The 23,781-nt window shown below is 39.4% G+C and carries 24 protein-coding genes; 20 read left to right on the top strand and 4 right to left on the bottom strand.

Translation table 11 applies throughout. The features are described from left to right. Positions 1-63 precede the first annotated feature (63 nt). From ACW0TQ_RS02010 to ACW0TQ_RS01970, 9 genes are all read left to right on the top strand, one after another. Positions 64-777, top strand: coding sequence for a FadR/GntR family transcriptional regulator (locus tag ACW0TQ_RS02010; protein WP_042531843.1), 714 nt, complete (start codon positions 64-66; stop codon positions 775-777). 42 nt (positions 778-819) lie between these two features. After that, a complete protein-coding gene (locus tag ACW0TQ_RS02005) occupies positions 820-1,563 on the top strand; it encodes a (Fe-S)-binding protein (protein ID WP_332093890.1) in 744 nt (247 codons plus the stop codon). Then, positions 1,560-2,984 (top strand): LutB/LldF family L-lactate oxidation iron-sulfur protein, encoded by a 1,425-nt coding sequence (locus ACW0TQ_RS02000; protein WP_455725287.1) that lies wholly within the window; start codon positions 1,560-1,562, stop codon positions 2,982-2,984. Before ACW0TQ_RS02005 ends, ACW0TQ_RS02000 begins: the two co-directional genes overlap by 4 nt. After that, entirely contained in the window at positions 2,984-3,685 is a 702-nt protein-coding gene (locus tag ACW0TQ_RS01995) for a LutC/YkgG family protein (RefSeq protein ID WP_455725286.1), read from the top strand. The genes ACW0TQ_RS02000 and ACW0TQ_RS01995 overlap by 1 nt, the downstream gene beginning before the upstream one ends. A 505-nt stretch (positions 3,686-4,190) precedes the next feature. Then, positions 4,191-4,868 (top strand): flagellar brake protein, encoded by a 678-nt coding sequence (locus ACW0TQ_RS01990; protein ID WP_256705680.1) that lies wholly within the window; start codon positions 4,191-4,193, stop codon positions 4,866-4,868. Positions 4,869-4,991: 123 nt separating this feature from the next. Then, complete coding sequence (locus ACW0TQ_RS01985) at positions 4,992-5,510, top strand: GNAT family N-acetyltransferase (protein ID WP_256705681.1); 519 nt, start codon at positions 4,992-4,994, stop codon at positions 5,508-5,510. A gap of 225 nt (positions 5,511-5,735) precedes the next feature. After that, positions 5,736-6,488, top strand: coding sequence for a class I SAM-dependent methyltransferase (locus tag ACW0TQ_RS01980; protein ID WP_193065192.1), 753 nt, complete (start codon positions 5,736-5,738; stop codon positions 6,486-6,488). A gap of 133 nt (positions 6,489-6,621) precedes the next feature. Beyond that, positions 6,622-7,512 (top strand): cupin domain-containing protein, encoded by an 891-nt coding sequence (locus ACW0TQ_RS01975; RefSeq protein WP_455725285.1) that lies wholly within the window; start codon positions 6,622-6,624, stop codon positions 7,510-7,512. A 177-nt stretch (positions 7,513-7,689) separates the two neighbouring features. Then, positions 7,690-8,055 (top strand): hypothetical protein, encoded by a 366-nt coding sequence (locus tag ACW0TQ_RS01970; protein ID WP_052484971.1) that lies wholly within the window; start codon positions 7,690-7,692, stop codon positions 8,053-8,055. Positions 8,056-8,134: 79 nt separating this feature from the next. Here the strand turns inward: ACW0TQ_RS01970 and ACW0TQ_RS01965 are convergent, their stop codons facing one another. Continuing rightward, on the bottom strand, positions 8,135-9,073 hold the full coding sequence (locus ACW0TQ_RS01965) for an AEC family transporter (protein WP_042531856.1): 939 nt from the start codon (positions 9,071-9,073) through the stop codon (positions 8,135-8,137). Positions 9,074-9,189: 116 nt separating this feature from the next. On the opposite strand from ACW0TQ_RS01965, the gene ACW0TQ_RS01960 reads away from it, so the two are divergent. Continuing rightward, positions 9,190-9,645 carry a GNAT family N-acetyltransferase gene (locus tag ACW0TQ_RS01960; RefSeq protein ID WP_212928660.1) on the top strand — a complete coding sequence of 152 codons (456 nt, stop codon included), beginning with the start codon at positions 9,190-9,192 and terminating at the stop codon, positions 9,643-9,645. Between the two features lie 45 nt (positions 9,646-9,690). Here ACW0TQ_RS01960 and ACW0TQ_RS01955 read toward each other — a convergent pair whose 3' ends face one another. Further along, the gene (locus ACW0TQ_RS01955; protein ID WP_042531860.1) at positions 9,691-11,007 is read right to left on the bottom strand and encodes a lysine N(6)-hydroxylase/L-ornithine N(5)-oxygenase family protein; all 1,317 of its coding nucleotides are present in this window, start codon (positions 11,005-11,007) and stop codon (positions 9,691-9,693) included. Positions 11,008-11,261: 254 nt separating this feature from the next. Here ACW0TQ_RS01955 and ACW0TQ_RS01950 point away from each other — a divergent pair, with 254 nt between their 5' ends. From ACW0TQ_RS01950 to ACW0TQ_RS01915, 8 genes are all read left to right on the top strand, one after another. Then, entirely contained in the window at positions 11,262-11,600 is a 339-nt protein-coding gene (locus tag ACW0TQ_RS01950) for a hypothetical protein (protein WP_052484972.1), read from the top strand. A gap of 120 nt (positions 11,601-11,720) precedes the next feature. Further along, entirely contained in the window at positions 11,721-12,482 is a 762-nt protein-coding gene (locus ACW0TQ_RS01945; RefSeq protein ID WP_289584979.1) for a MerR family transcriptional regulator, read from the top strand. Between the two features lie 258 nt (positions 12,483-12,740). After that, entirely contained in the window at positions 12,741-13,388 is a 648-nt protein-coding gene (locus tag ACW0TQ_RS01940) for a hypothetical protein (RefSeq protein WP_455725284.1), read from the top strand. A gap of 175 nt (positions 13,389-13,563) precedes the next feature. Further along, the gene (locus ACW0TQ_RS01935; RefSeq protein ID WP_455725283.1) at positions 13,564-14,346 is read left to right on the top strand and encodes an NUDIX domain-containing protein; all 783 of its coding nucleotides are present in this window, start codon (positions 13,564-13,566) and stop codon (positions 14,344-14,346) included. A gap of 183 nt (positions 14,347-14,529) precedes the next feature. Then, positions 14,530-15,981, top strand: a complete 1,452-nt coding sequence (locus ACW0TQ_RS01930) for a nicotinate phosphoribosyltransferase (protein ID WP_042531868.1) — start codon at positions 14,530-14,532, stop codon at positions 15,979-15,981. A 135-nt stretch (positions 15,982-16,116) separates the two neighbouring features. Beyond that, complete coding sequence (gene nadE, locus ACW0TQ_RS01925; RefSeq protein ID WP_042531870.1) at positions 16,117-16,944, top strand: NAD(+) synthase; 828 nt, start codon at positions 16,117-16,119, stop codon at positions 16,942-16,944. A gap of 92 nt (positions 16,945-17,036) precedes the next feature. Then, the gene (xylB, locus tag ACW0TQ_RS01920) at positions 17,037-18,548 is read left to right on the top strand and encodes a xylulokinase (protein ID WP_042535988.1); all 1,512 of its coding nucleotides are present in this window, start codon (positions 17,037-17,039) and stop codon (positions 18,546-18,548) included. A 69-nt stretch (positions 18,549-18,617) separates the two neighbouring features. Continuing rightward, the gene (locus tag ACW0TQ_RS01915) at positions 18,618-19,565 is read left to right on the top strand and encodes an AEC family transporter (protein ID WP_193065198.1); all 948 of its coding nucleotides are present in this window, start codon (positions 18,618-18,620) and stop codon (positions 19,563-19,565) included. Between the two features lie 284 nt (positions 19,566-19,849). Here ACW0TQ_RS01915 and xylB (ACW0TQ_RS01910) read toward each other — a convergent pair whose 3' ends face one another. Together xylB (ACW0TQ_RS01910) and ACW0TQ_RS01905 are read right to left on the bottom strand one after the other, a co-directional pair. Beyond that, positions 19,850-21,352, bottom strand: coding sequence for a xylulokinase (gene xylB / locus ACW0TQ_RS01910; RefSeq protein WP_193065199.1), 1,503 nt, complete (start codon positions 21,350-21,352; stop codon positions 19,850-19,852). A 61-nt stretch (positions 21,353-21,413) separates the two neighbouring features. Then, positions 21,414-21,959 (bottom strand): D-lyxose/D-mannose family sugar isomerase, encoded by a 546-nt coding sequence (locus tag ACW0TQ_RS01905; protein WP_455725282.1) that lies wholly within the window; start codon positions 21,957-21,959, stop codon positions 21,414-21,416. A gap of 354 nt (positions 21,960-22,313) precedes the next feature. Between ACW0TQ_RS01905 and ACW0TQ_RS01900 the strand changes: the two genes are divergently transcribed. Both ACW0TQ_RS01900 and ACW0TQ_RS01895 read left to right on the top strand, forming a co-directional pair. Next, entirely contained in the window at positions 22,314-23,363 is a 1,050-nt protein-coding gene (locus tag ACW0TQ_RS01900) for a zinc-dependent alcohol dehydrogenase (RefSeq protein WP_193064051.1), read from the top strand. After that, positions 23,356-23,775 (top strand): HIT family protein, encoded by a 420-nt coding sequence (locus tag ACW0TQ_RS01895; protein WP_455725281.1) that lies wholly within the window; start codon positions 23,356-23,358, stop codon positions 23,773-23,775. The genes ACW0TQ_RS01900 and ACW0TQ_RS01895 overlap by 8 nt, the downstream gene beginning before the upstream one ends. Positions 23,776-23,781 lie beyond the last annotated feature (6 nt).

Here is a 23,781-nt window from a genome sequence, read left to right as displayed (position 1 = left end):
ATGGGCTTTAAAAACCTCTGGGAATGAATTAAAATAGATTCACGTACTAGAGGAGTTGACATGATGGAATATAAGCGTATAAAAACCGAAAAAATATATGAGCAAGTAGCAGATTCCTTAATTGGCATGATTAAGGATGGAAGGTTGAAGTCAGGAGACAAGCTGGATTCTGTAGAGCAGTTGGCAAAAAGCTTTGGCGTCGGCCGTTCCGCAATCAGAGAGGCGCTCAGCGGACTCCGTTCCATGGGGCTGGTCGAAATGCGGCAGGGAGAAGGCACCTACGTAAAAGCGTTTGATGCAGAGCTTTTCACCTTGCCTGTAAGCACGGCATTTTTAATGAAACAGAATGACGTTAAAGAATTGTATCAGGTCCGCAAAATTTTAGAAGTCGGCACTGCCGCATATGCTGCAGAAAGCTATACGGACAAAGACCTTGAGAAAATGGAAGCGGCGTTACAGCTGATGGCAGATGCGAAAGGGAATGATCAGCTTTCTGAGCAGGCAGACACCGATTTTCATCTGGCTGTTGCTCAGGCAACGCAGATGAATTTATTGATTCATTTAATGGGCAGTGTTTCCGAATTAATGTCAGAGACGATTCGGGAAGCACGTCGGATATTATTATATACAGAAGACCGGTCACATATTTTATATGAAGAGCATGAACGTATTTATCAAGCAATCAAAAATAGGCAGGCGGATCAGGCAAGAGAAAAAATGTATGAGCATTTGGAGAATGTAGAGCAGTTGCTGTTTCAGGAGCTTGATAAAAATTAAGTACCTCGTTCATGTCCGGTATCAATAGAAGAGGTGGAAAAAATGAAAGTATCTTTGTTCATTACATGTGTAAGTGATATTGTTTTTGCAGATGTAGGTAAGAATACGGTGGAATTATTAGAGCGGCTGGGCTGTGAAGTAGATTTCCCGGCAGCTCAAACCTGCTGCGGGCAGCCCGCATATAACAGCGGTTACTTGAGTGAAGCGAAAAAAGCAATGAAGCAGATGATAAAGGCCTTTAAAGATTCGGAGTATGTGGTCGGCCCGTCTGGTTCATGTGTCGGGATGCTGCGAGAATATCCGAACGTATTCAAGGGAGACCCGGAGTGGGAACAGCCGGCGATTGAGCTGGCTAGTAAATCCTATGAAGTAACCCAGTTTATCGTGGATGTATTAGGGATCACTGATGTCGGTTCTACCTTTGAGGGAAGGGTAACCTATCATCCATCCTGTCATATGACCCGTATTTTAGGAGTAAAGGAAGCGCCCACCAAGCTGCTTCAAAATGTCAAAGGAATTGACTTTGTTGAGCTGCCGGTGAAAGAGGACTGCTGCGGGTTTGGCGGTACATTTGCTGTGAAAAATGCAGATATATCCGCAGAAATGGTAAAAGAAAAATCCCGGCACGTCTCGGAAACAGAAGCAGAGTACCTTGTCGGCGGAGATATGGGCTGTCTGATGAATATTGGCGGACGTATGCGCAGGGAAGGTAAACATGTAAAAGTCATGCATATCACAGAAATTTTAAATACACATGTCAAAGAACAAGAAGGAGTAACCGTATGAGCATAAAAATTAGCGAAACTCCTTATAAAGAACGGATTGGAAAAGGGATTGACAATGATTTTATGCGGCAGGCCGTTTCTTCTGCACAAGGAAGGTTCCGAAATGGCCGCCTGACGCAGGCGGAAGAGCTCGGCAATTGGGAAGATTGGCGCCGACTTGGAGAGGAAATACGGTCCCATACATTAGAAAACATTGATTATTATTTATATCAGCTCAGTGAGGAAGTGGAAAAACGCGGCGGCAATGTCTTTTTTGCGGAGACGGCAGAAGAAGCAAATGCCTATATTGAAAATGTCGTCAAAAAGAAAAACGCGAAAAAAGTCGTGAAAACCAAATCCATGGTTACCGAAGAAATTGGTTTAAATAAAACATTAGAGGAAACCGGAGCAGAGGTAGTCGAATCGGATTTAGGGGAATGGATTCTGCAATTAGATGAAGATCCTCCATCCCATATTGTCACCCCGGCTTTGCATAAAAATAGGCAGCAAATCAAAGATACCTTTCAAAATAAAAAAGGCTATGATAAATCAGATACTCCCGAGGAACTGGCTTCCTTTGCCAGAGAACAGCTGAGGCAGGATTTCTTAACCGCAGATGTCGGGATTACCGGATGTAACTTTGCGATTGCAGAATCTGGTTCTGTTACATTGGTAACCAATGAAGGGAATGCGGAAATGGTTACTTCCCTTCCTGATACACAAATCAGTGTCATGGGGATGGAGAGACTTGTTCCAACCTGGGAGGACATGGAAGTATTAGTCAGCCTATTGACACGAGCTGCTGTCGGGCAGAAGCTGACCAGTTATATCACAACCATTACAGGAACGCGCTTAGAAGAGGAAATCGACGGCCCGGATGATTATCATCTGGTAATTGTGGATAATGGGCGTTCTAAAATCCTGGGAACAGAATTTCAGTCTGCACTTCATTGTATCCGCTGTGCAGCTTGTATTAATGTGTGTCCGGTATATCGTCATGTCGGCGGTCATGCGTATAACTCGATTTATCCGGGACCGATTGGAGCTGTATTAACCCCGCTGCTTGACGGCTACGAGGATCATAAAGAATTGCCGTATGCATCCTCTTTATGTGCTGCTTGTACGGAAGCCTGCCCGGTAAAAATTCCGTTACATGAACAGTTAATCCGTCATCGTGAAATTATTGTAGAAGAAGAGAAAAAATCTCCTGCTTCTGAAAAAATCATGATGAAAGGTTTTGCGCAATGGGCATCGAATCCGGCGGCGTATAAATTAAGTACAAAAGTTGCTAGAAGCGCATTAAAACCGTGGATAAAAGAGGAATACGTTGAAAATGGTCCGGGACCATTAAAAGAATGGACGGATGTCCGAGATTTTCCGGCACCGGGGAAACAATCCTTCCGCAGCTGGTGGAATAAACGTCAGAAGGGAGGAGAGGCATAATGGCTATTCAAAACCGTGACTCCTTTTTAAGCAATCTTGCCGCAAACCTGGGACGTCCGCAAAGAAGAGAAGGTGTAAGCCGGCCGGAGTACAGTGTTCAGCCGCAGCATGAGGTTTTTAAAGATTATTCTGCCGAAGAGCTGATTGGAGTGCTAAAGGAGCATTGTAAGGTGATCCATACCGATTTTGTCCGGACAGATAAAAGCGATTTGCAAGCAACACTGAAAAGAGTATTAGATGGATATGAGGCAGCTTCGATTATTGCATCGAATGATAAGCGTAACCAGGAGTATGGACTGGATAAGGCTTATGAGGAATTTTCAAAAGAGGTCGATGTCCATATCTGGGATGCAAGCCTTGGTAAGGAAAACCAAGTGATTGCCGAAAGAACAGATGTCGGTATTTCCTTTAGTGATATCACGCTTGCTGAATCAGGAACAGTCGCATTGATGACGAATAAAGATAATGGCAGATCCATCAGCTTAATGCCGAAATGCTATGTTGCCATTATCCCTAAAGAAACAATTGTGCCCAGGATGACACAGGCATCAGGTAAGATTCATCAGGATAATGAAAAAGGCATTGCTCCTCCTTCAAGTGTTTGTTTTGTAACAGGTCCGAGTAACAGTGCTGATATTGAAATGAATCTGATTGTTGGTGTGCATGGACCGGTAAAGGTAACGTATATTGTAGTAGATTAATATAGCTTTTATGGCAGCTTTTTTATTAAAACAGCCGCTTCTGTCAAAAAAACATCTCTTCTGTTAAGCGTTTTTTAATCGCGCGGAACGGAAAGGTGTTTTTTTTGTGATTACTAAGCTGGAAGAGTTATATTTATCAAGAATAATAAGAATTACCATTACAAAAATCAGAAAAAACGTTATAATTAGGATAAAGTAGTCCTGTCTAAATACCTAAATATAGTATGGGTTTTTATTTTGGGAGGACTCTTTTGTTTGGATATAATTATTTTCGTCTCCCCTTTAACAGAGGAGAAAACAGACGCTGGCACCATGATAGATATAACACATAGAAAAGTTCGGTAAAAATAGTGGTAAGAAATAGGATTCGTTTATTAGTTCTAAAAATAATACAAAAATTGGTTTTTGGTTGGATTGAATGTTTCCTTGTATGACTACATAGAATGAAATGAATTGAAGGATGAACATGATCTATTTAAAGTAACGGAGAAAAGGGGGATTTATTATGAGCAACGAAGCATATACAGAATTTTGGAATGGCCAATTACTTGAACTGGTAACATCAGAGGGAAAAACATACTATACACAGCTCATTCGCAATGAGTCTGAGCTGCTGATTCAAAGACCTGTCAATAAACAGAATGTACCTATGCTGATTGAAAACGGCATGATGGTTACAGTCTGTTTTCATGATGATAAAAAAGGGCTCTGTAACTTCTCTTCCCAATTACATCTTCAGCAAAACGGAAAAATCGCCATTACGAACCCCTCTTTAGATGCAATTAAAGTAGTGCAAAGAAGGCAATTTTTCCGTGTGAAAGTCATGCTGGATATGGATTTGACACTGCCTTCTGCAGAAGATGCAAATCCGAACGAAGAGGAAGCCGAAGGGGAAAGTATAACCGTTACTACCCACGATATAAGCGGCGGGGGAGCTGCTTTTCTGACGCAGTCTAAAATCGTTGAAATAGGCGATAAGGTCGAAGGAACATTGTATTTGAAAACAAAGGATACCCAGCAGAAAATTGTATTCAAAGGCAGTGTTGTGAATGTGATAAAACAATCGAATAGCATGTATAAAAATGCGCTGCAATTTATTGATATGCGAGAAGGAACCAGGTCACATATTGTGAAATTCTGTATTGCTAAACAAATTGAGATTCGCAATAAAACCAAGGGATAAATGACGGATTGGAATATCTGGAAAGAGATAATGATTACTTTAATTTGAATTTTTTTTATAAAAAAGGAGGAATTTTTAATTTTCATGTCGAATGTATAGCAAAGGGTATAAGGAGGTAGAGGTATGTCGAATAAAGTTGGATCTATTAATCAGGAGCTAGATGTGTATATTGCACAAAAGGAAGATATGAAAGCTATACTCCGCCTGCTAAAGGGTGTAACAACATGGCTGAAGAAAAGCCGTTTAAAGCAGTGGGAATTCCTTGATCAGGATGAGGAAGATCCGGAAGTAAGACAGTCTGTTGAAGATGGAGCTACCTTTGTTGTTAAAGAAGGCGATGAGATTATTGCTACGTTCACACTAAATGAAATGCAGACCCCTTGGGATAAAAACATTTGGGGACAATCCAGCGAAGATGCGTTTTATATGCACCGCTTGTCCGTAGACTATGATCATATTGGACGCGGCTTAGGAAGACCTATTGTCGAATGGATGGAAGCATATACGAAGACGCAGGGAATGCGCCGGATTCGTTTAGACTGTGTAGAAAGCAATAAGAAACTAAACCAAATTTATAAAAACTTTGGCTATGATTATAAGGGCACAAATCATGATCATTGCAGGTATGAAAAGATTTTATAATTTGTAACCGTTGTTTTCCATCCTCATTACTTTCTTCTTGGATTTCATAAGAATCAATTAACTTCAATATATTTAATCTGGCGGTACACCTTATCTATTTTTAGATTTGTATAAGGTTGCTGTCAGGTACATAATTTTCAAGAATAAAGCATGTTTTTAAATAGATATGCTTTTTTTTCGTTATATAGACGATTATAATATACAGGGTGGAAAGGAAGTGACACGTTGAAACAAAACAAATATGATGATAAATCATTTTTTCAAGCATATGCGGAAATGGACCGGTCGAAACAAGGGCTGGAAGGAGCCGGTGAATGGCATATATTAAAAGAAATGCTGCCGGATTTCCAGGGAAAAAATGTCTTAGATTTAGGTTGTGGATTTGGCTGGCATAGTCGTTATGCACGGGAGAAGGGCGCAGCATCTGTGACAGGAACAGATATATCTGAACGGATGCTTGCGCATGCAGAGGAACTGACCAATGATTCAGGGATTGTATATCTGCATCAAGCTATAGAGGACATCGATTTTTCTAAAAGCTCGATGGATACTGTTATCAGCTCGCTTGCCCTGCATTATATTAAGTCCTTTTCCAGTGTATGTGAAAAAGTGCATACGATATTGAAGCCAGGCGGAAGCTTTGTGTTTTCTGTGGAGCATCCCATTTTTACGGCAAGAAAAGAACAGGACTGGATATATGATCAAACGAGTAAGAATCCATTATATTGGCCAGTGGATAATTATCAAATAGAAGGAAAAAGAGAAGCATCTTTTTTAAATGAAACAGTCATAAAATATCATCGTCCGATGTCTGTTTTTATGAACGATTTAATCCAAACAGGATTTGAGATTTTACGTGTGGAAGAGTCAGTACCTTCAAAGGAAATGCTTGAGAGGGAGCCGGCGATGAAGCATGAATGGCGCAGACCGATGTTTTTGATGATTGCTGCGGAGAAGAAAGCAAAGCAGAGCGTATAAAGAATAGTTGGGTATAGTGTAATGAAATATGGATGAAGAAGATATTTGTCAATGTCTTCTTTTTTTGGGTTCCATTTTTCATTTATGGTCATATGCTGATAGGAGATTAAGGAAAGGCAGGGAACAGACCCATATGTATTATCACCCTATTTACCAGCAGCAAATGGATCGAATGGATTCGAATGGAAACCAAGGACATCCGTATGATGAACAGACAGCTAATATCATAGAGGAAACCTTACAGCGAGAGGCATCAGCACTACCAATGTATTTTCAAATAGCAGATCAGTTTAGAAATGACGCATCGGCACAAGGACTTGTGTATGCTGTCCAATCCAGAAATCAAATCGCTACAGGTCTGGAGCAGGTTTATCACTATTTTACCGGGAAACAGCTAGATAGGAGACAGTCAGAGCATCATCAGGAGAGAAATAATCATATCGAGGACGTGTATGATCATGCCAGGCAGGGCTATGAAGAAAACTATCATAAAAGCGGGCAAGTAAATGAACCGTATTCCCGGCAGCTGCTTTATCAGCTCGCGATGACAGATTACCAAATTGCAAGCCATTTAGCCGGATATTTAGAAAATAATCAAGGGAATACAATAGCTTCCAGAGTTACTGATCATGGCGGAAATCCTTTCGTGATTGATATTGAAAACGCAGCGGAAGACAATACGAATTACCGGACTGCTTTGTGGACAGGAGAACATCTGCAGGTTACATTAATGAGCATCCCGGCAGGAGGAGATATTGGCTTAGAGGTCCATCCGGATACCGATCAATTTATACGGATTGAAGAAGGAAGCGGAACGGTACAGATGGGAAATCGGCAGGATAATCTGACAATTAGACAGCAGGTGGAAGAAGACAGTGCGATAATGGTTCCTGCTGGCACATGGCATAATATTACGAATACAGGGGATGAAGCTATAAAGCTTTATACGATTTATGCCCCGCCTCATCATCCGTTTGGCACGGTGGAAGCTACAAAAGAAGAGGCGATGCAGGCGGAAGGTTAGAGCTGGTGTCTTCGTAAGCCTGCTAATTTTTTAAACTTAGAAGGTCGTTCTTTTCAAAGAGCGGCTTTCTATTTTTTGCATTCTAGAGAAAGAGCTTAGTTCTATTGTACCTGTTGACGACATGTATTCCTTGTTAGAATTCCCAGTATATTCAAAAATAGTGGAAGGAGTACATGAATGGAGGTTTACATAAGTAGAAGTACCGGTTTATTGGGCGGACTGTCCAGTGTAAAGGTAAAAGTGAATGGGGAATTTCAGGGCAAACTAAAAAACAATGATATTACTGTTGCCATCTTCGAGGGAGATACAGCGGAAATTGCTGTTAATCAATCCTTTCTCCGGAGCAAACCTCTGACGGTAAGTGATGGAGATAACGTAGAAGTGACTGCAAATCCGAAATGTGTTCCTATTTATATCGTTGGAATCTTTGCTATTATACTGGGCATAATATCGAAGGTTCCCGGTTTTCATGTGGTTGGATTGATTTGTATTTTCATCATCCTCATCGTGTCTTCCAATTGGTTTATCATGACGAAAAAATAGAATGAAAGCAGACGTCCATGGAGGCATATTCGTCTGCTTTCATTTATTTTAGGTGCTGCAGTATATATTAGCCTGCGTATCAACCAATCCAAAAGGCGGACAGCCAGGCGATAAACGGAATTGTTCCTAAAGCGAGTATGGTAGAAAATACCGATGTAACGACAGCTTCCTGCTCTTTATCCGTATAGCGGGAAAAGAGAACCGCAGAAAGCATAAAGGTTGGCATGCAAGCAAGGATGACTAAGATATTTTTGAGTAATGTCTCCAGTGGCAAGAAGGACAGAATAATCATCACCATGATTGGAAGAATAAGCAATTTCCACACCAAAGGCATCCATAATTCACGAAAAAATAACGGCTGCTTGCTGCGGAAAAGGTCTGGCAGACTAAAACCGACATAGAGCATCGCCATGGGAGCCGCCAGTGCAGAGAGCATGCTGGCTAAATCTTTAAATAAAACAGGGGCTCCCCAGCCGTTGAAGGCAAAAATAAGCCCGAAGCTGATAGCTATTAACGGCATATTCACGAGCGCCTTTAAGTGTCTCCATTCAAAATGATTATTGTTTTGCAATAGATAGATTCCCAGCGAAAAGACAACAACGTCCAGTCCTGCATCAAAAATAGCAGCAAGCAGCCCGCCGGTTGGACCGAAGATGGCAGCACATAACGGAATGCCGATAAAACCGGAATTTCCAATAGCCGCAAGTAAAGCAAGCTGCTTTGATTTTGTCATGGAAAAGCCGATAATTTTTCCAAACAAAAAGCAAATACCGACAGCCAAAACGTTAAAACTGACACTGCAAATAAACATCAGAATAACCTGATGCAATACATCGTCTGTTAAATCGGTATTGAAGACGCCGTTTAAAATAATAAATGGAACGGCGACATTGATAATTACGCTCATGAACAGCTGTTTTGCTTCATATGTAATCGTGTTTTTAAGAGCTACCAAGGCTCCAATAAATAAAATAAGCCCCATCATTATGACGGTCAATATGACAGTGGTGACATCCATTTTAATCTCCTTTGAATCTGAAAAGTTGGTATACTTAAATTCAGTGTATAATTCTTAATACTAGAAGAATCACAAGAAAGAAACAAGCTTATTTTATCAAAAGAGGAAGTGAAAATATGATTCGTCTATTGCATAGCGGGGAAGCATTGCCTATGAACTTATTATTGCTTGCGGATCCATCAGAAAGGCTGATCCGTGATTATACTACCAGAGGAGCTTGCTATGTGCTGGAGAAAGAGGAAAAGGTGGTTGGTGTATACGTTCTTCTGCCGACCAGACCAGATACCGCGGAGCTAGTCAATGTTGCTGTGGAGGAAGCTTGTCATGGACAAGGTTTGGGAAAGAAACTGGTCTTGCATGCGATTCAGACAGCGAAACAGCAAGGGTACCGTACGATAGAAATTGGAACAGGGAACTCAGGAGTTGCGCAGCTGGCACTATATCAAAAATGCGGATTCCGGATGGTTTCCATTGACCGTAATTTCTTTTTGCGGCATTATGAAGAGCCGATTTTTGAAAATGGGATACAGGTCATCGATATGGTACGTCTGGAAATGGACTTGGAGCAGTGAAAAAGATGCCAAACGCTGTTCCAACGCGTTTGGCATCTTTTGATATTAGTATAATTTTTTCATTTCGAATTGCTGAAAGACTGCTTGCTGCGGTATAGGATAGATTTCTTTGCCGGCAATCGAATTAATGATTTTTTGATTTCGCAATACCGATAAACCTAAGTTTGTTGCACTGGAACCATGAGAATGTTCAATATTGGTCAACGTATATATTTGATTTTTACGGGAGTCTTTAAAAACAAGCCGATAATCCGCAGTTACACGAAATCTTTTTTCATCCTCCCACTCTATGTATTCATAGAAGTTCTCGAGCCAATCAGGAAGATGCGGCTTATATCCAGTTGCCAGAATTACTTTATCCGCCGGGTAAGTAAATTTTTCTCCTTTTTGCCATTGTTCACATTGCAGGCTATAGGCTCTGTTTTGAGAATTGTCGCCGGGCTCCATCGTGTTTACTGCTGTGTTTGTTTGAATCGTGATTTGCTGTAAAGGCGATTCGATGGAACGGTTATAAAGCAGCTCATAAATTTTTTCTAAGAGTTTAGGATCGACGCCGTTTCGGATAGTGCTTAAATTTTCAAGCGACTCCATCCTGTCTCTTAACGGCAGGTTATAAAAGTAATCAACATACTCTGGAGAGAATACCTCCTTTCCGAGTCCTGTATCCTCTTTTTGAAAAATTCCGCTGGAACGGGTAAACCAGGTTAAATCATAAGCCCCTTCTTTTTGGTCTTGTAACAAATCATAGAACACCTCTGAAGCGCTTTGACCAGAACCGACGACCGTAATGGAATTCCCCTGCTTTAAGGTGTTTTTAAGATACATGTAACGGCTGGTATGTGTGATATCCTCTTCTGGAAAGCCCTGCAGCGCTTCTGGAATATTCGGGATGCTGCCCGTCCCTAAAATAATATGTTTTGCATAATAGCTTCGTTCACTTTCATCTTCTGTAGATCGGGCTGTAACCTTATAACAAGATTCATCCGGCATAGCTGATACATCCGTTACACGCTGTCCGAACTGACAGTTATCTAGTCTGGAAGAGACCCATTTACAATAAGTATTGTACTCTTCTCTTGGGATGGTGAAACGGTTAAAAAAGTAAAATTGATATATCCGATTATGCTCATGGAGATAATTTAAATAAGAAAAACGATTGGTCGGGTCTGCTAAAGTTACCAGATCTGCAATAAAAGGTGTCTGCAGGTCCATCCCCTCAATCAACATTCCAGGATGCCAGTCAAAAGAAGCTTCCTGTTCCAAAAATAAGATGTCTGCATCCTGAAGATCATTTGTTAAAGCAGCAAGACTTAAGTTAAATGGACCAATTCCAATACCGACTGCATCGTATACTTTGTTCATTGTCGTTCCTCCGATTGTATTTTTTAATTTGAATGATTTATATCGCTTTGGTACGTAAGAAATAATTATGCTTTGTTGAGAGGACTGTTACATAAAAAGCTTGTTAAAGAAAAGCAGCTTACTATCTTTTTTCCCCTATCCCCATGAAAATAAACGCTGAGGCTTCTCATCAAATTCTCATTTTTCTCTAAGGACATTATAAGCAGTCATCAAGTAAACTGGTAATTGTTAAGAAATTAAGGAGGTTTTTACCAATGAAGACAATTTTACTATCAACGGCAGCAGGAGCATTACTGTTTAGTGGAATCTACGCTAATACCGGAGAAGCGGAAGAAGTCACAGCAGATAAGGAAGCAGTGACTATGGAAGAGCAAACAGGTGCAAATACGCAGGAAGAAATGGATATTATCCAGGATCAAATTCCATCTGGAAATGAATCTGTCCAAGTAGTGGAGGATAACCCGCATAAGCGTATTCTATTTATTGGTGATGACGCTAATCAGAAAAAATACAAAACAATTTTTATCAAAGAAACAAGCCGTTTAAAGATTATTGACTTAAATGGCGGACAAATTTTTAATGAAATCATCTAAAATAAGGTAAGATAAACCCATCTCAAATTGATCGAGATGGGTTTTTAAATAAGTAAAAAAGGTATTGACCTTGACGCTGCGTAAATCTCTATACTAAAAAATGAAAGGAGGGCAAACGAGATGAAATACACCATCAAACAAGTAGCTGACATGTCTGGTATCAGCACACGCACACTCCGGTATTATGATCAAATTGATTTATTAAAGCCGGCGGAGCATTCGGATGCAGGATATCGTCTCTATGAAGACAAGGAATTAAATCGGTTGCAGCAGATTCTTCTTTATCGTTCCTTAGGGATGAAGCTGGAGCAGATTCAATCTGTATTAGATAATCCTGCATTTCATACGCTCACTGCCTTGGAAGAGCATCAGCAAAAATTAGAGGATGAAAAAGAAAAGATAAACCGATTGTTAGCTACCGTGAAAAAAACAATTCAACATACAAAGGGAGAGATTACGATGACAGCGGAAGAAAAATTTGAAGGATTTAAGAAAGAACGCCTGGAAGAGAATGAACGGTTATATGGCGAAGAAATCAGAGAAAAATATGGAGAGGAAACAATAGAAAAATCGAATAAAAAATTTATGAACCTCAGTGAGACAGATTTTCAGGAAATGCAGCGGATAGAAGATGAATTATTTAGGAAGCTGGAGCAGCTGGCAGAGACGAAGGATTTAGATACACCAGAAGCAAAGGAAGTGTATGAACTTCATAAAGAATGGCTGCTGTATTCTTGGCCGAATTATTCCGTTGAGGCTCATAAAGGCTTGGTACAAATGTATATGGCAGATGAACGATTTGCGAAATATTATAATAATCGTGCGAAAAAAGAGGTTGTTTCTCTCTTGCATGATGCAGTAGTTAAATATGCAGCGGATTGATTCTGCTGAAAAAAATCGGGGAAGCGTTTTCCCGATTTTTTTATATACATGAATCTTTTCTGGTGCTCTTGCGTAAATACTATAAAACGAAACGTTATTCTGTGAGAATTTTTGGTTTTTTCTCACAGAAAGTAGATGAGTGATTCAGAGGCTGTTCATCTCCCGTCAGAATAAATTGATTTCTACTCTGTATTTTGAGGCGGGAATTTTACGGACGATTCCTCGTGATAAAAGGTATTTACAAAAAGGAGATAAGCCATGCAAGAAGCACTTTTAACCTACCAGTGGGAATTATTTATCGCAGCGGAGATTCTTTCTGTTGTTATGCTCTTATTATTTGGATTAACGAGATACTTGCTGAATCAGAAAAAGTTAAGCGTCATCTTCATCAGTTTATTTTTAGCTTTGTTTATTTTTGAAGCAGGGCTGGCTCTCTACATTTATCAAATCACCGGAGAAATCAGCACTTTCCAGATTATCGTTATGCTTTTTGTGCTCTATGCCTGTACTTTTGGTATCGCAGATTTTAAACGTCTTGACCGCTGGATGCGGCAAACGATTGGTAAGTGGCGCGGTGTTTCCTTATTAACGGAAAAAGATATGCAGGTAATGGAGCGCCAGCAGGATACAAAATATATTGCCCGTAAAAATCGTATGAGTGCAATGATTCATCTGGTTATTTTTATCATTGTACAAGCAGTGTTGTGGATTTATGGACTGGGTGGGACAGCAGGAATTGTGGATTATTTAACGGATTTGACTTGGGTGGAAGTGGATGATTATCGGCAGTCCCCGTATGCCAGTGAAACAGCGTTTAGCATGTCCAAGCTTTGGGGGCTTATCTTTATCGTTGATTTTATTTATTCCTGGTCGTATACCTTTTTCCCGAAAAAAACGAAAGCATAATTAAAAAAGCTGGAGAGAATGAAGCAGGATCTTATGAAGGGGCCATTCTTTTCAGCTTTTGTTATGGAAAATAAGTCTGGAGCTTCAACAGTTGACATCGGTATTCTTTTAGCTATAATATTTAGTAATTATAAAATTACAAATTACTGATAATGATATCCATTGGAGGTGAAAAATGATGGTGGAGGAGAAATCAAAGTATATTACACCAGACGGTTATACGAGTGATATTGCCGTATTTACCATTGTTTCAGAGAATGCTGAACCCAGGGAACAACGCAAAAAAGAGCCGCCTCAAAAAAGATTAAAGCTTTTATTAATCAAACGGGCTAAAATGAATGCAGAGGGAAAACCTAATATTGAACCCGACAAATGGGCGTTGCCCGGAGGGTTTGTGGATGCGGAAAAAAGGGAAACTGCTTTACAGGCAGCAACGAGAGAATTAAAGGAAGAAACAGGCGTAGAAAATGTATTCTTAAAGCATTTCGGCACGTACGATGCATGGGGAAGAGACCCGCGCGGCTGGATTATATCCAATGCGCATTATGCCATTGTACCGGAATTTCAGCTTGAAAAACGAGAAGCGGCGGATGATGCAGCGGAAGTTGGGTTGTTCTCATTGGATGAGATAGGTGAGCTTGCATTAGCGTTCGATCACGAACAAATAATTGCAGATGCTGTATCCTTAATTGAATGGGATATGCTTCATTCCACCATTGCTAAAAACTTTCTGCCTAATGAATTTACTTTATCTGAATTACAGCGTGTACTGATGACGGTATCCAATCATTCCAGAATCACAAACACATCTGTATTTTTTGGAAAAGCTCCCAAATTACCTTTTTTAGAAAAAGTTGTCGATCAGCATGGAAACTTAAAGAAAACGGAACGGAATTCATTCAGGCCGTCCCAGTTATATCAATTTAACGATTATGTTGTTTTCTCAACTATTTGGTAATAAAATAGAAGACGTATAAAACGAAACTTCATTCCGTGAGAGCTTTGCTTTTCTCTCACTGGATCAGGCGGAGTTGTTCAGAAAATGAGGTCTCGCCTAAGCAGATTTAATTATTCCCCTTCTACTTGGAGGAGGGAGATTTACGGACAGTCATCCGTGATAAACCACAGGAGGAAATCGGAAATGAATTATATAGATGACAGCTTAATGCTGCATACAGATCTTTATCAAATAAACATGGCTGAAACGTATTGGTATGATGATGTACATCAGCGTAATGCTGTGTTTGATTTATACTTTCGCAAGCTCCCTTTTGGAAACGGCTATGGCGTATATGCCGGTTTAGAAAGAATTATCGAGTATTTACATAATTTCCGCTTCAGTGAATCGGATTTAACCTATTTACAGGAACTCGGCTATAAAGAAGATTTTCTCGATTATTTGCGTCAGCTTCGTTTTACCGGATCGTTGAAATCCATGCATGAAGGAGAGGTTGTTTTTGCGAATGAGCCGATTATCCGTGTGGAGGCGCCGTTAGCAGAAGCACAATTATTAGAGACTGCTTTATTAAACATTGTGAACTACCAAACACTGATTGCGACGAAAGCTTCGCGCATCAGGCAGCTGGTCAGAGATAACCCGGTGATGGAATTTGGAACACGCAGAGCACAGGAGATGGATGCAGCCGTGTGGGGAACGCGAGCGGCGTATATTGGCGGATTCAATGCAACCAGTAATGTCCGGGCAGGCAAGCTATTTGGAATCCCTGTATCCGGAACACATGCCCATTCGATGGTTCAGGCTTATCGAGATGAATATACCGCCTTTAAAAAATATGCAGAGCGTCATCGTGAATGTGTCTTTTTAGTAGATACATACGATACACTCAATTCGGGCGTGCCGAATGCGATTAAAGTTGCTCAAGAATTAGAGGATACTATTGATTTTAAAGGGATCCGGATTGACAGCGGCGACCTAGCTTATTTGTCGAAGGAAGCCAGAAGAATGATGGATGAGGCTGGATTCAAGGATGCAAAAATTTACGTCTCCAATGACTTAGATGAATATACCATCGCCAGTCTGCAAGCTCAGCATGCGAAAATCGATGTATGGGGAATCGGCACAAAATTGATTACGGCATATGACCAACCTGCGCTGGGAGCGGTTTATAAACTTGTATCGATTGAGGATGAGCATGGAGAAATGGTAGATACCATTAAATTGTCCGGAAACCCGGAAAAGATGACCACACCAGGCAAGAAAAAAGTGTATCGGATTATTAATAAGGGAAACCACCATACAGAAGGGGACTACCTGACATTAGAGGATGAAGATCCGAATCAGGAAGAGGAAATTATGCTTTTCCACCCGATTCATACGTATTATAAAAAAATGGTTTCTAATTTTGACGCAGTAAACCTGCATCTTGATATTGCTGTCGACGGTGACCTTGTCTATGAATGTCCAAGTCTTCTCCAAGTACAGAATTACGCAAAGAGCCAGCTTCAGCTTTTCTGGGATGAATATAAGCGGACAAACTATCCGGCTGAATATCCAGTCGATTTAAGTATCAAACTATGGAATAGTAAGATGGAGCATATTGAAAATGTGAAGAAACAGCTAAAACAAGATTAGAATCATTGATTTTATCGGAATACGGATAAACTTTCTGTTTTTTTACCGCAGTGAAATGTTTGTATGCCAAGTGAAAGCTGCTGGTTTGCTAAGAATAAGTGAATTCGACGTTTTCGAATAAAGGAGTGTTTAGGAATGAGTGAATTACAGCAATCCGTTATCAACGCATTACATGTAAAGCCAGAAATCGACCCGAAGGAAGAAATTCGTCTCCGTATTGATTTTATGAAGGAATATTTGCAGAAATTTAGTTTTGCCAATGGCTTTGTCCTTGGAATATCGGGGGGACAGGATTCTACCTTGCTTTCGAAACTGGCTCAATTGGCAATAGATGAATTGAATCAGGAAGAGGAAGGAGAAACGTATCAATTTATTGGTGTGGAGCTTCCATATGGAAAGCAAGGCGATGCAGATGATGTAGCAGATGCGATTGAATTTATTCAGCCTTCGAAAGTGCTGACAGTTAATATTAAGGAAGCAGTAGATGCAAGTGAAAAAGCATTGCGTGCTGGAGGAGTCGTTATCAGCGATTTTCTAAAAGGGAATGAAAAAGCAAGAGAACGCATGAAGGCGCAATATAGCATCGCAGGGGTGCATAACTGCTTTGTATTAGGAACCGATCACGCCGCAGAAGCAATTACCGGGTTCTTCACCAAGCATGGAGACGGAGCTTGTGATCTGGCACCCCTGGAAGGGTTAAATAAGCGTCAGGGAAAACAACTGCTGAAAGCGTTAGGCTGTCCGGAGCATCTCTATTTGAAAAAACCGACTGCAGATTTAGAGGATGACCGTCCGGCCTTAGCTGATGAAGAAGCATTAGGTGTTACGTATGAAGAAGTGGATGATTATTTAGAAGGAAAAGAAATATCTCAAGAAGCAAGAGAAGTTATTGAAGGCCACTATATCAAAACGATGCATAAGCGGGAGCCGATTGCTTCTATTTATAATGATTGGTGGAAATAAGAATTGCAGAGGGCGGATGAATGATTCGTCCTTTTTTCTTTTTTAATAAAGAAGTGGCTTTTGTTATAAGGGAGAGGAAGGGTGATGAAGCAGTGAAGTATGTTATCGGTGTGGATTTAGGGACCAGTGCGGTAAAGTTGCTTTTGGTCAATCAGAAGGGAAAAGTAGTTCAAGAGGTATCGAAGGAATATCCATTGATGCAGGAAAAAGCAGGGTATAGTGAACAAAATCCGGAAGACTGGGTAGAGCAGGCAATAGCCGGCCTGACGGAGCTGACAGATCGATTTTCTGGGAATTTATCTGATATTGAAGGAATCAGCTTTTCCGGGCAAATGCATGGTCTTGTTTTAGTGGATGATAGTCACGAGGTAATCCGCCCGGCTATTTTATGGAACGATACGCGCACTACTGCAGAATGCCGGGAAATTACAACGTGTGTTGGAGAGGATACGCTTTTAGAAATACCAAAAAATATGGCCTTAGAAGGTTTTACATTAACTAAAATTTTATGGGTTAGAAAGCATGAGCCTGAAAATTACGCAAAAGCAAAGCTGTTTTTATTGCCGAAGGATTATTTGCGTTTTCGCCTGACTGGTCAATTACATATGGATTATTCAGATGCTGCAGGCACCCTTTTATTAGATATAAAGAAGCGCTCATGGAGCAAGGAAATCTGTGAAGCCTTAGATATTCATCCTGATTTGTGTCCGCAGCTGGTTCCTTCTCATGAAATGGTTGGGAGCTTCAAGAGAGAAATAGCAGAAAAAACCGGTTTGTCAGAAGAAATGAAAGTGTTTGCAGGAGGAGCTGATAATGCTTGTGGAGCGATTGGTTCCGGTATATTGGAAGAAGGAAAAACGATGGTCAGTATCGGTACTTCCGGTGTTGTTGTCTCCTATGAAGCGAATGGAGATAAATCGTTTGAAGGAAAAGTGCATTACATGAACCATGCTGCTCCAGATGCTTATTATACGATGGGGGTGACACTTTCTGCAGGTCACAGTTTATCCTGGTTTAAGAACACCTTTGCAAAAGAACGGACGTTTGACGACCTTATAAAGGAAGCAAAGGATGTACCGGCAGGAGCAAACGGACTTTTATTCACACCTTATCTTGCTGGAGAACGTACACCCCATGTGGACGCCTCCATACGCGGCAGCTTTATTGGCATGGACAGCTCACATGAGCGCAAGCATTTTACCAGAGCAGTAATTGAAGGAATTACATTTTCTTTAAATGAATCGGTAGAAATTTTCCGGGAGCATGGAAAAGTGATTGATAAGGTTATCGCCATTGGCGGCGGAGCCAAAAGTGAGCTATGGCTGCAAATTCAGGCAGATGTATTCGATGCTGCAGTAATAAAGCCGAATAGTGAGCAAGGACCGGGAATGGGAGCGGCGATGCTGGCAGCTTATGGAGCAGGGTGGTTTGAAACACTGCAGGAATGTGCTTCTGTTTTTCTGGAGGATGCAAAAAGGGTGGAGCCTATTCCGGAAAATGTAGAGAAGTATAAGGAATTGTTTAAACTGTATAAGTCTGTTTATGGTTCTACGAGACAAGTAAATAAGGATTTAATGCAATACCGGAATAGCGGTAAAGCATAGTCACCTATCACACCTTCCTCTCTAGATGAATAATCTGTAACGATACGTTAAAGAGGAAGGCGGAGGGGCATGGATACTTTATTTACACTAGCGTATGAAATTGGTTCGCTTTATATTATTGTCGCCATCGGGTGGATAATCAGACGTAAGGGACTGATTTCTGAACAGGGTCAGCGTTCATTCACGACCTTATTATTATATATTGCTTTACCTTGTCTAATAATTAGTTCTATGCATATGCCCTTCCAATATGAACAAGCTTATGGCGCCCTTATTATGTTCGTCCTTTCCATCTATATCATGGGAGGGACCCTTTTTGTAAGCAGGTTTATCACGAAAAAACTAACGCTGCCGGTGAACCGAAGCGCTGTATTCGAAAATGTAATTTTATTTGGGAATCAAGGGTTTATCGGCATGGTGATTATCCTGCAGCTATTTGGGCAGGAGGGAGTCCTGTTCGCTTCGGTATTTAATCTGATTTATTATGTCCTGATGTGGACATATGCGATTTATATTATGAATCCAGAAGGACTTCCTGTTTCCAAAACGATGTTTATCTTAAAAAATCCCGGCTTTTTAGCAACGATAGCTGGTTTTATCTTATTTATTTTCCCTGTTCAGTTTCCGGCTTTTATCATGGATCCTATAGCTACTATTGGGCAAATGACAGTACCTTTATCCATGATTATGATTGGCATGATGATTTCCACCGTAACGTATGCCAAAGTCCTTGCCTATATGAAGGATATTTTTGTTTATATTGCTGTAATGATTCGATTGTTTATTTATCCCATTGTCTTTTTTTTGCCATTGCTGTTATTTAAGCTTCCATTTGAATTATTTATGATAGCATGTTTGCTTTCCGCGACGCCGAGTCCGGCAACAATAAGTATGTACGCACAAGTATATGGGGGAGATATGGAATTTTCGGCGGTAGTTGTCTTTTTCTCTACACTTCTTTCGGTTGTCAGTATTCCGATTGTTTATTTGGTGTTTTTGATTTTCACCGCAAGTTAACTGGCTGTGAGCCTTCTAAATCAGTAATACAAGGAGAACCAATGTAGGCTAAGGCGTGGGATAAAAAGTTAGTAAAAACTTCTGGGAAACAAGGTGCACTTTATTCAGAAAATGAATGTTAACACACGGTTCAGGACAACTTAAAATTTCAATCCCATGTTGGGATAGATTTTTTAACTTATGGATTTTAATTAAAATTATCCTTACTCTAGTTCTACAATAGAAAAAGCTTGAAGAGAAAATATTTCATTCTCTACAAGCTAGGTTTAAAAAGAATCTGCTTTTTATTCATTTCGATAAGTCATCAGTTCGGAATTGATTTCATTAGTAGATGGATAGATGCATCGATACTGTTGAAAGAGTGCTCGATATTTTTTTACATTTTCTTGAATAGGTTCAAAAGTGATTTGTCTCTCTAAAAATGTATCCGCACACTCTTTTAATGTTGAAAACCACCCAACACCAGAAGCAGCCAGCATTGCAGCACCCATACCAGGGCCTTGTTCGCTGTTTAACTTGATAACTTTGGTGTCAAATATATCCGCTTGTATTTGTAACCATGTATGACTCTTCGCGCCGCCACCAATTGAGATGATTGTATCTATCCTTTTTCCGTTTTCTCGAAATATCTCTATAGATTCATTCAAAGAAAAAGTTATTCCTTCAATTACTGCTCTTGCGAAGTGTTTCATTTCATGACTACTATCAATGCCGATAAAGCTACCTCTTATCGTTGAATCAATATAAGGTGTCCTTTCGCCAACGAGAAATGGAGCAAAGAGCAGTCCATTTGCTCCAACAGGAACAGCATCCGCTTCTTTCATTAAAAAATCAAAATCTTTTTCTTTAGCAAAAGTGTTCTTAAACCAAGAAAAACTATGCCCGGCTGCTAATGTCACTCCCATTGTATAATAAGCATCTGGAGCAGCATGGTTAAAGTAATGAACTTTTCCATCAAAGTTTTTCTTCTCGCTTTCCTCATAGGAAAGGACTACCCCGGAAGTTCCTATACTAACCATTGTTTTCCCTTCTTCTAATATCCCTGCACCAATGGCCCCGCAAGCATTATCTGCCCCTCCTGCAAAGACTTTTGTATGTTCGCTTAATCCAGTCATGTCAGCAAAGGAACTTGAGATGGTTCCAATATTTTCATCCGCTGTGACAAGTGGAGGGCATAAGTTGCTATCAACATCTAATGCATGACAAATATCTTTACTCCATTCTTGATTTTCAATATCCAAAAGAAGTGTACCGGCAGCATCGGAATAATCCATATGCAATTTTTCTGTGATACGAAAGCGAAGATAATCTTTTGGTAAAACAAAAAGTGATGCTTTCCTATAATGGTCAGGTTCATTCTTTTTTACCCACAGTAGTTTTGGAAGAGTAAATCCTTCTAAAGCGATATTCTTTGTTGTTTGCAAAAGTTTATCATGACCTATACGTTTCATGATTTCTTTGCACTCTTTTGTGGTTCGTGTGTCATTCCATAAAATAGCTGGACGGATAACCTTTTTATGCCGGTCTAATAAAACCAGACCGTGCATTTGACCGGAAAAACTAATTCCTTCAATATCTTTTACGTCTCCATCAAATTGTTCCAGTAAAGTTTGTAAGCCAGAGATGGTTTGTTGTACCCAATCTTCGGGATCTTGTTCGCTATATCCAGATTTTTCTTGAGCTAAAGGATATGCTTTTGATATTTCTTTTATAACATTGCCATCAATGTTTACTAATAAAAGTTTTACTGCACTGGTTCCTAAATCTATTCCAATGACATATTTCATATCTTTTTTATTTACCCTCCTTTTAGTCATGCGTGATTAAGTCTCAATTATCCGTTATTTATCAATCTTCAATAACAGGCAATCGTTTAATCGCAGGATCAGTAAATATATCATTTTCGTCTGTGCTTTTTGTTGAAAATTCTGTTATAACAGCGCCTTCATGCCCGGATGCAAACCAATGTGATGTGTTTGGATAAATTGTATATTGATCACCAGGGTGAAGAATAATTTCGTTCCAAACGGTAAATGTATCTTGTTTGTCTTGAGGAACTTGTATCTTAGGGTTTTTTGTTTTTTTGCCATCCAGATAAAGGTAAACGGTTCCAAAACGACACCGAAATGTTTCTTCTTTGCCTTCTGTATCTCCTATAGGCGGGTGACGATGCTCTGGACAAATTTGATAAGGTAATAAAACTAAATCTTTTGCACAGACTCGTTCTGTGTTCACATACTCTATAAGTTGTAGACCTAATTCTTTGATTCTACCTAGTCCAAAATCTGCAACCTCTATCTGATTTTTTTCTTGAGAATTTAATGTAATATTACACTTTCTAAAATAATTTAAAACCTCACTGCGAATTTCCTCATATTCTTGTCGACTCACCATCTAAATCATTCCTTTCTATACATATTTTTTAATATTATACAGAAAAAATAATACAAACTGAATGATGATAATAAAGATTCTTTTAACGAAAACTCAACTATAATGTCTATATTTCAGCTGTATAACCGTTAAATACAATAGTTAAGTAACCAATAAAGGGATTATAGAATCAAAAAATATGTAATCTCCATGTATAAATATAGCTGCTAATTTTATGAAGGAATATATAAATCAGTTCCAATCTGAATTTTCGTTAAAATTACTTGAATTCTCGATATTGTAAACAGATAATTACTATCTTATGATAAACATGTAATTGAAAGTGCTTACAAAAATTGAAAGGAGTTTTTTAAAATGGTTACAAAGATGACAGTACCTAAAATGGATTTAGTAGAACATGATGGTCCGGGGACACAAATGTGTGCTGTGATGACTGATAAGAAAAAAATAGAGGTAAAAAGAGCAAAGATACCGGAACCTGCGGAAGGAGAAGTAAGAATAAAAATTAAGTGGGTTGGTATTTGTGGAAGTGATGTAGAAGTTTTTAGAGGAAATAGAGAGCCAGAATTTGTTACGTATCCTACTAGACTAGGACATGAGGTTGCTGGAGTGATTGATAAAGTTGGTAACAACATTCTTGGCTTGAAAGAAGGGGATCATGTTGCTTTAAGATATGTATGGGGAGCATTTGCAGAATATGTTTGTTGTGAACCATTTTCAGTGAAAGTTCTTCCTAAAGATTTGCCGCTTATTGAAGGTTCGTTAATTGAAGTTATTCCAGCGTTAATTTCAGCTGCAGAGAATGCAAATATTTCTCCTAATAAGAATGTATTAATTATGGGACAAGGTGTAAGCGGTTTAGCATTAACTCAAGTAATTAAATTATATAGCCCTAAAAATCTAGTAGTAACTGATTTATTTGATGAAAAATTAGAATTAGCAAAAAAATATGGAGCAACACATACGTATAAACTCCCTAGTTCAGATTCAAAAACAATGGATATTGTAGGAGATGATTTCCCAGAAGGGTTTGATATTGTTATTCCTTGTTTATTAGAAGGCTCTGGTATGGTAGATGCTATTGATGCAGCTGCACAAAATGGAAGAATTGTGATGTATGGATGCATCGGAACATGCCATGCACCAATTGATTTCTTTAAAATGCATAAGAAAAGATTAGATATTTATTCTACGGAACCTAAGCGGGATATTGATAATAGAAGATACTTTGAGCAAGGTTTACAGCTTGTTTTAGATGGGTTAGTAAATACAGAAGAAACGATAACGCATATTTATCCTTTAAAAAGAGTGGATGAAGCTTTTGAAACGAGAAATACGCACAAAGCGGATACGATTCATGTCATGATAGATTGTGATCCAGAAACGGATGAAAAGAATGCATAACGATTGTTTCTATTGTACAAAAAATGAAGAGTTGAAAGACTTAATGATTGAGATAAAATCTCTGGAAGTCTCTACATTATATCTCAATAGAGATCAAACACATACAGGTAGATGCATCCTCGCCTTTAATCAACATAAGAAAGAAATTTATGAATTAACAGAACAAGAAAGAAAGTTCTTTATGGAAGATATATCTACGAGTGCAAGAGCATTAAAAAATGCTTTTGCACCAAAAAAAATTAATTATGGTATTTACGGTGATCTTGTTTCTCATCTTCACATGCATATTGTTCCTAAATATGAGAATGGGGTAAATTGGGGAGATGCTTTTGTAAATAGTCCGAAACAAAAAGATTTTATCAATAATGAAGCATATCAAGAGATTGTTAGCGAAATAAAATACAATTTATGAAAGGAA

The organism is Oceanobacillus sp. M60, from assembly GCF_053839645.1.
The sequence above is the reverse complement of the archived record's forward strand: the minus strand, read 5'-3'. Positions and strand labels throughout refer to the sequence as shown.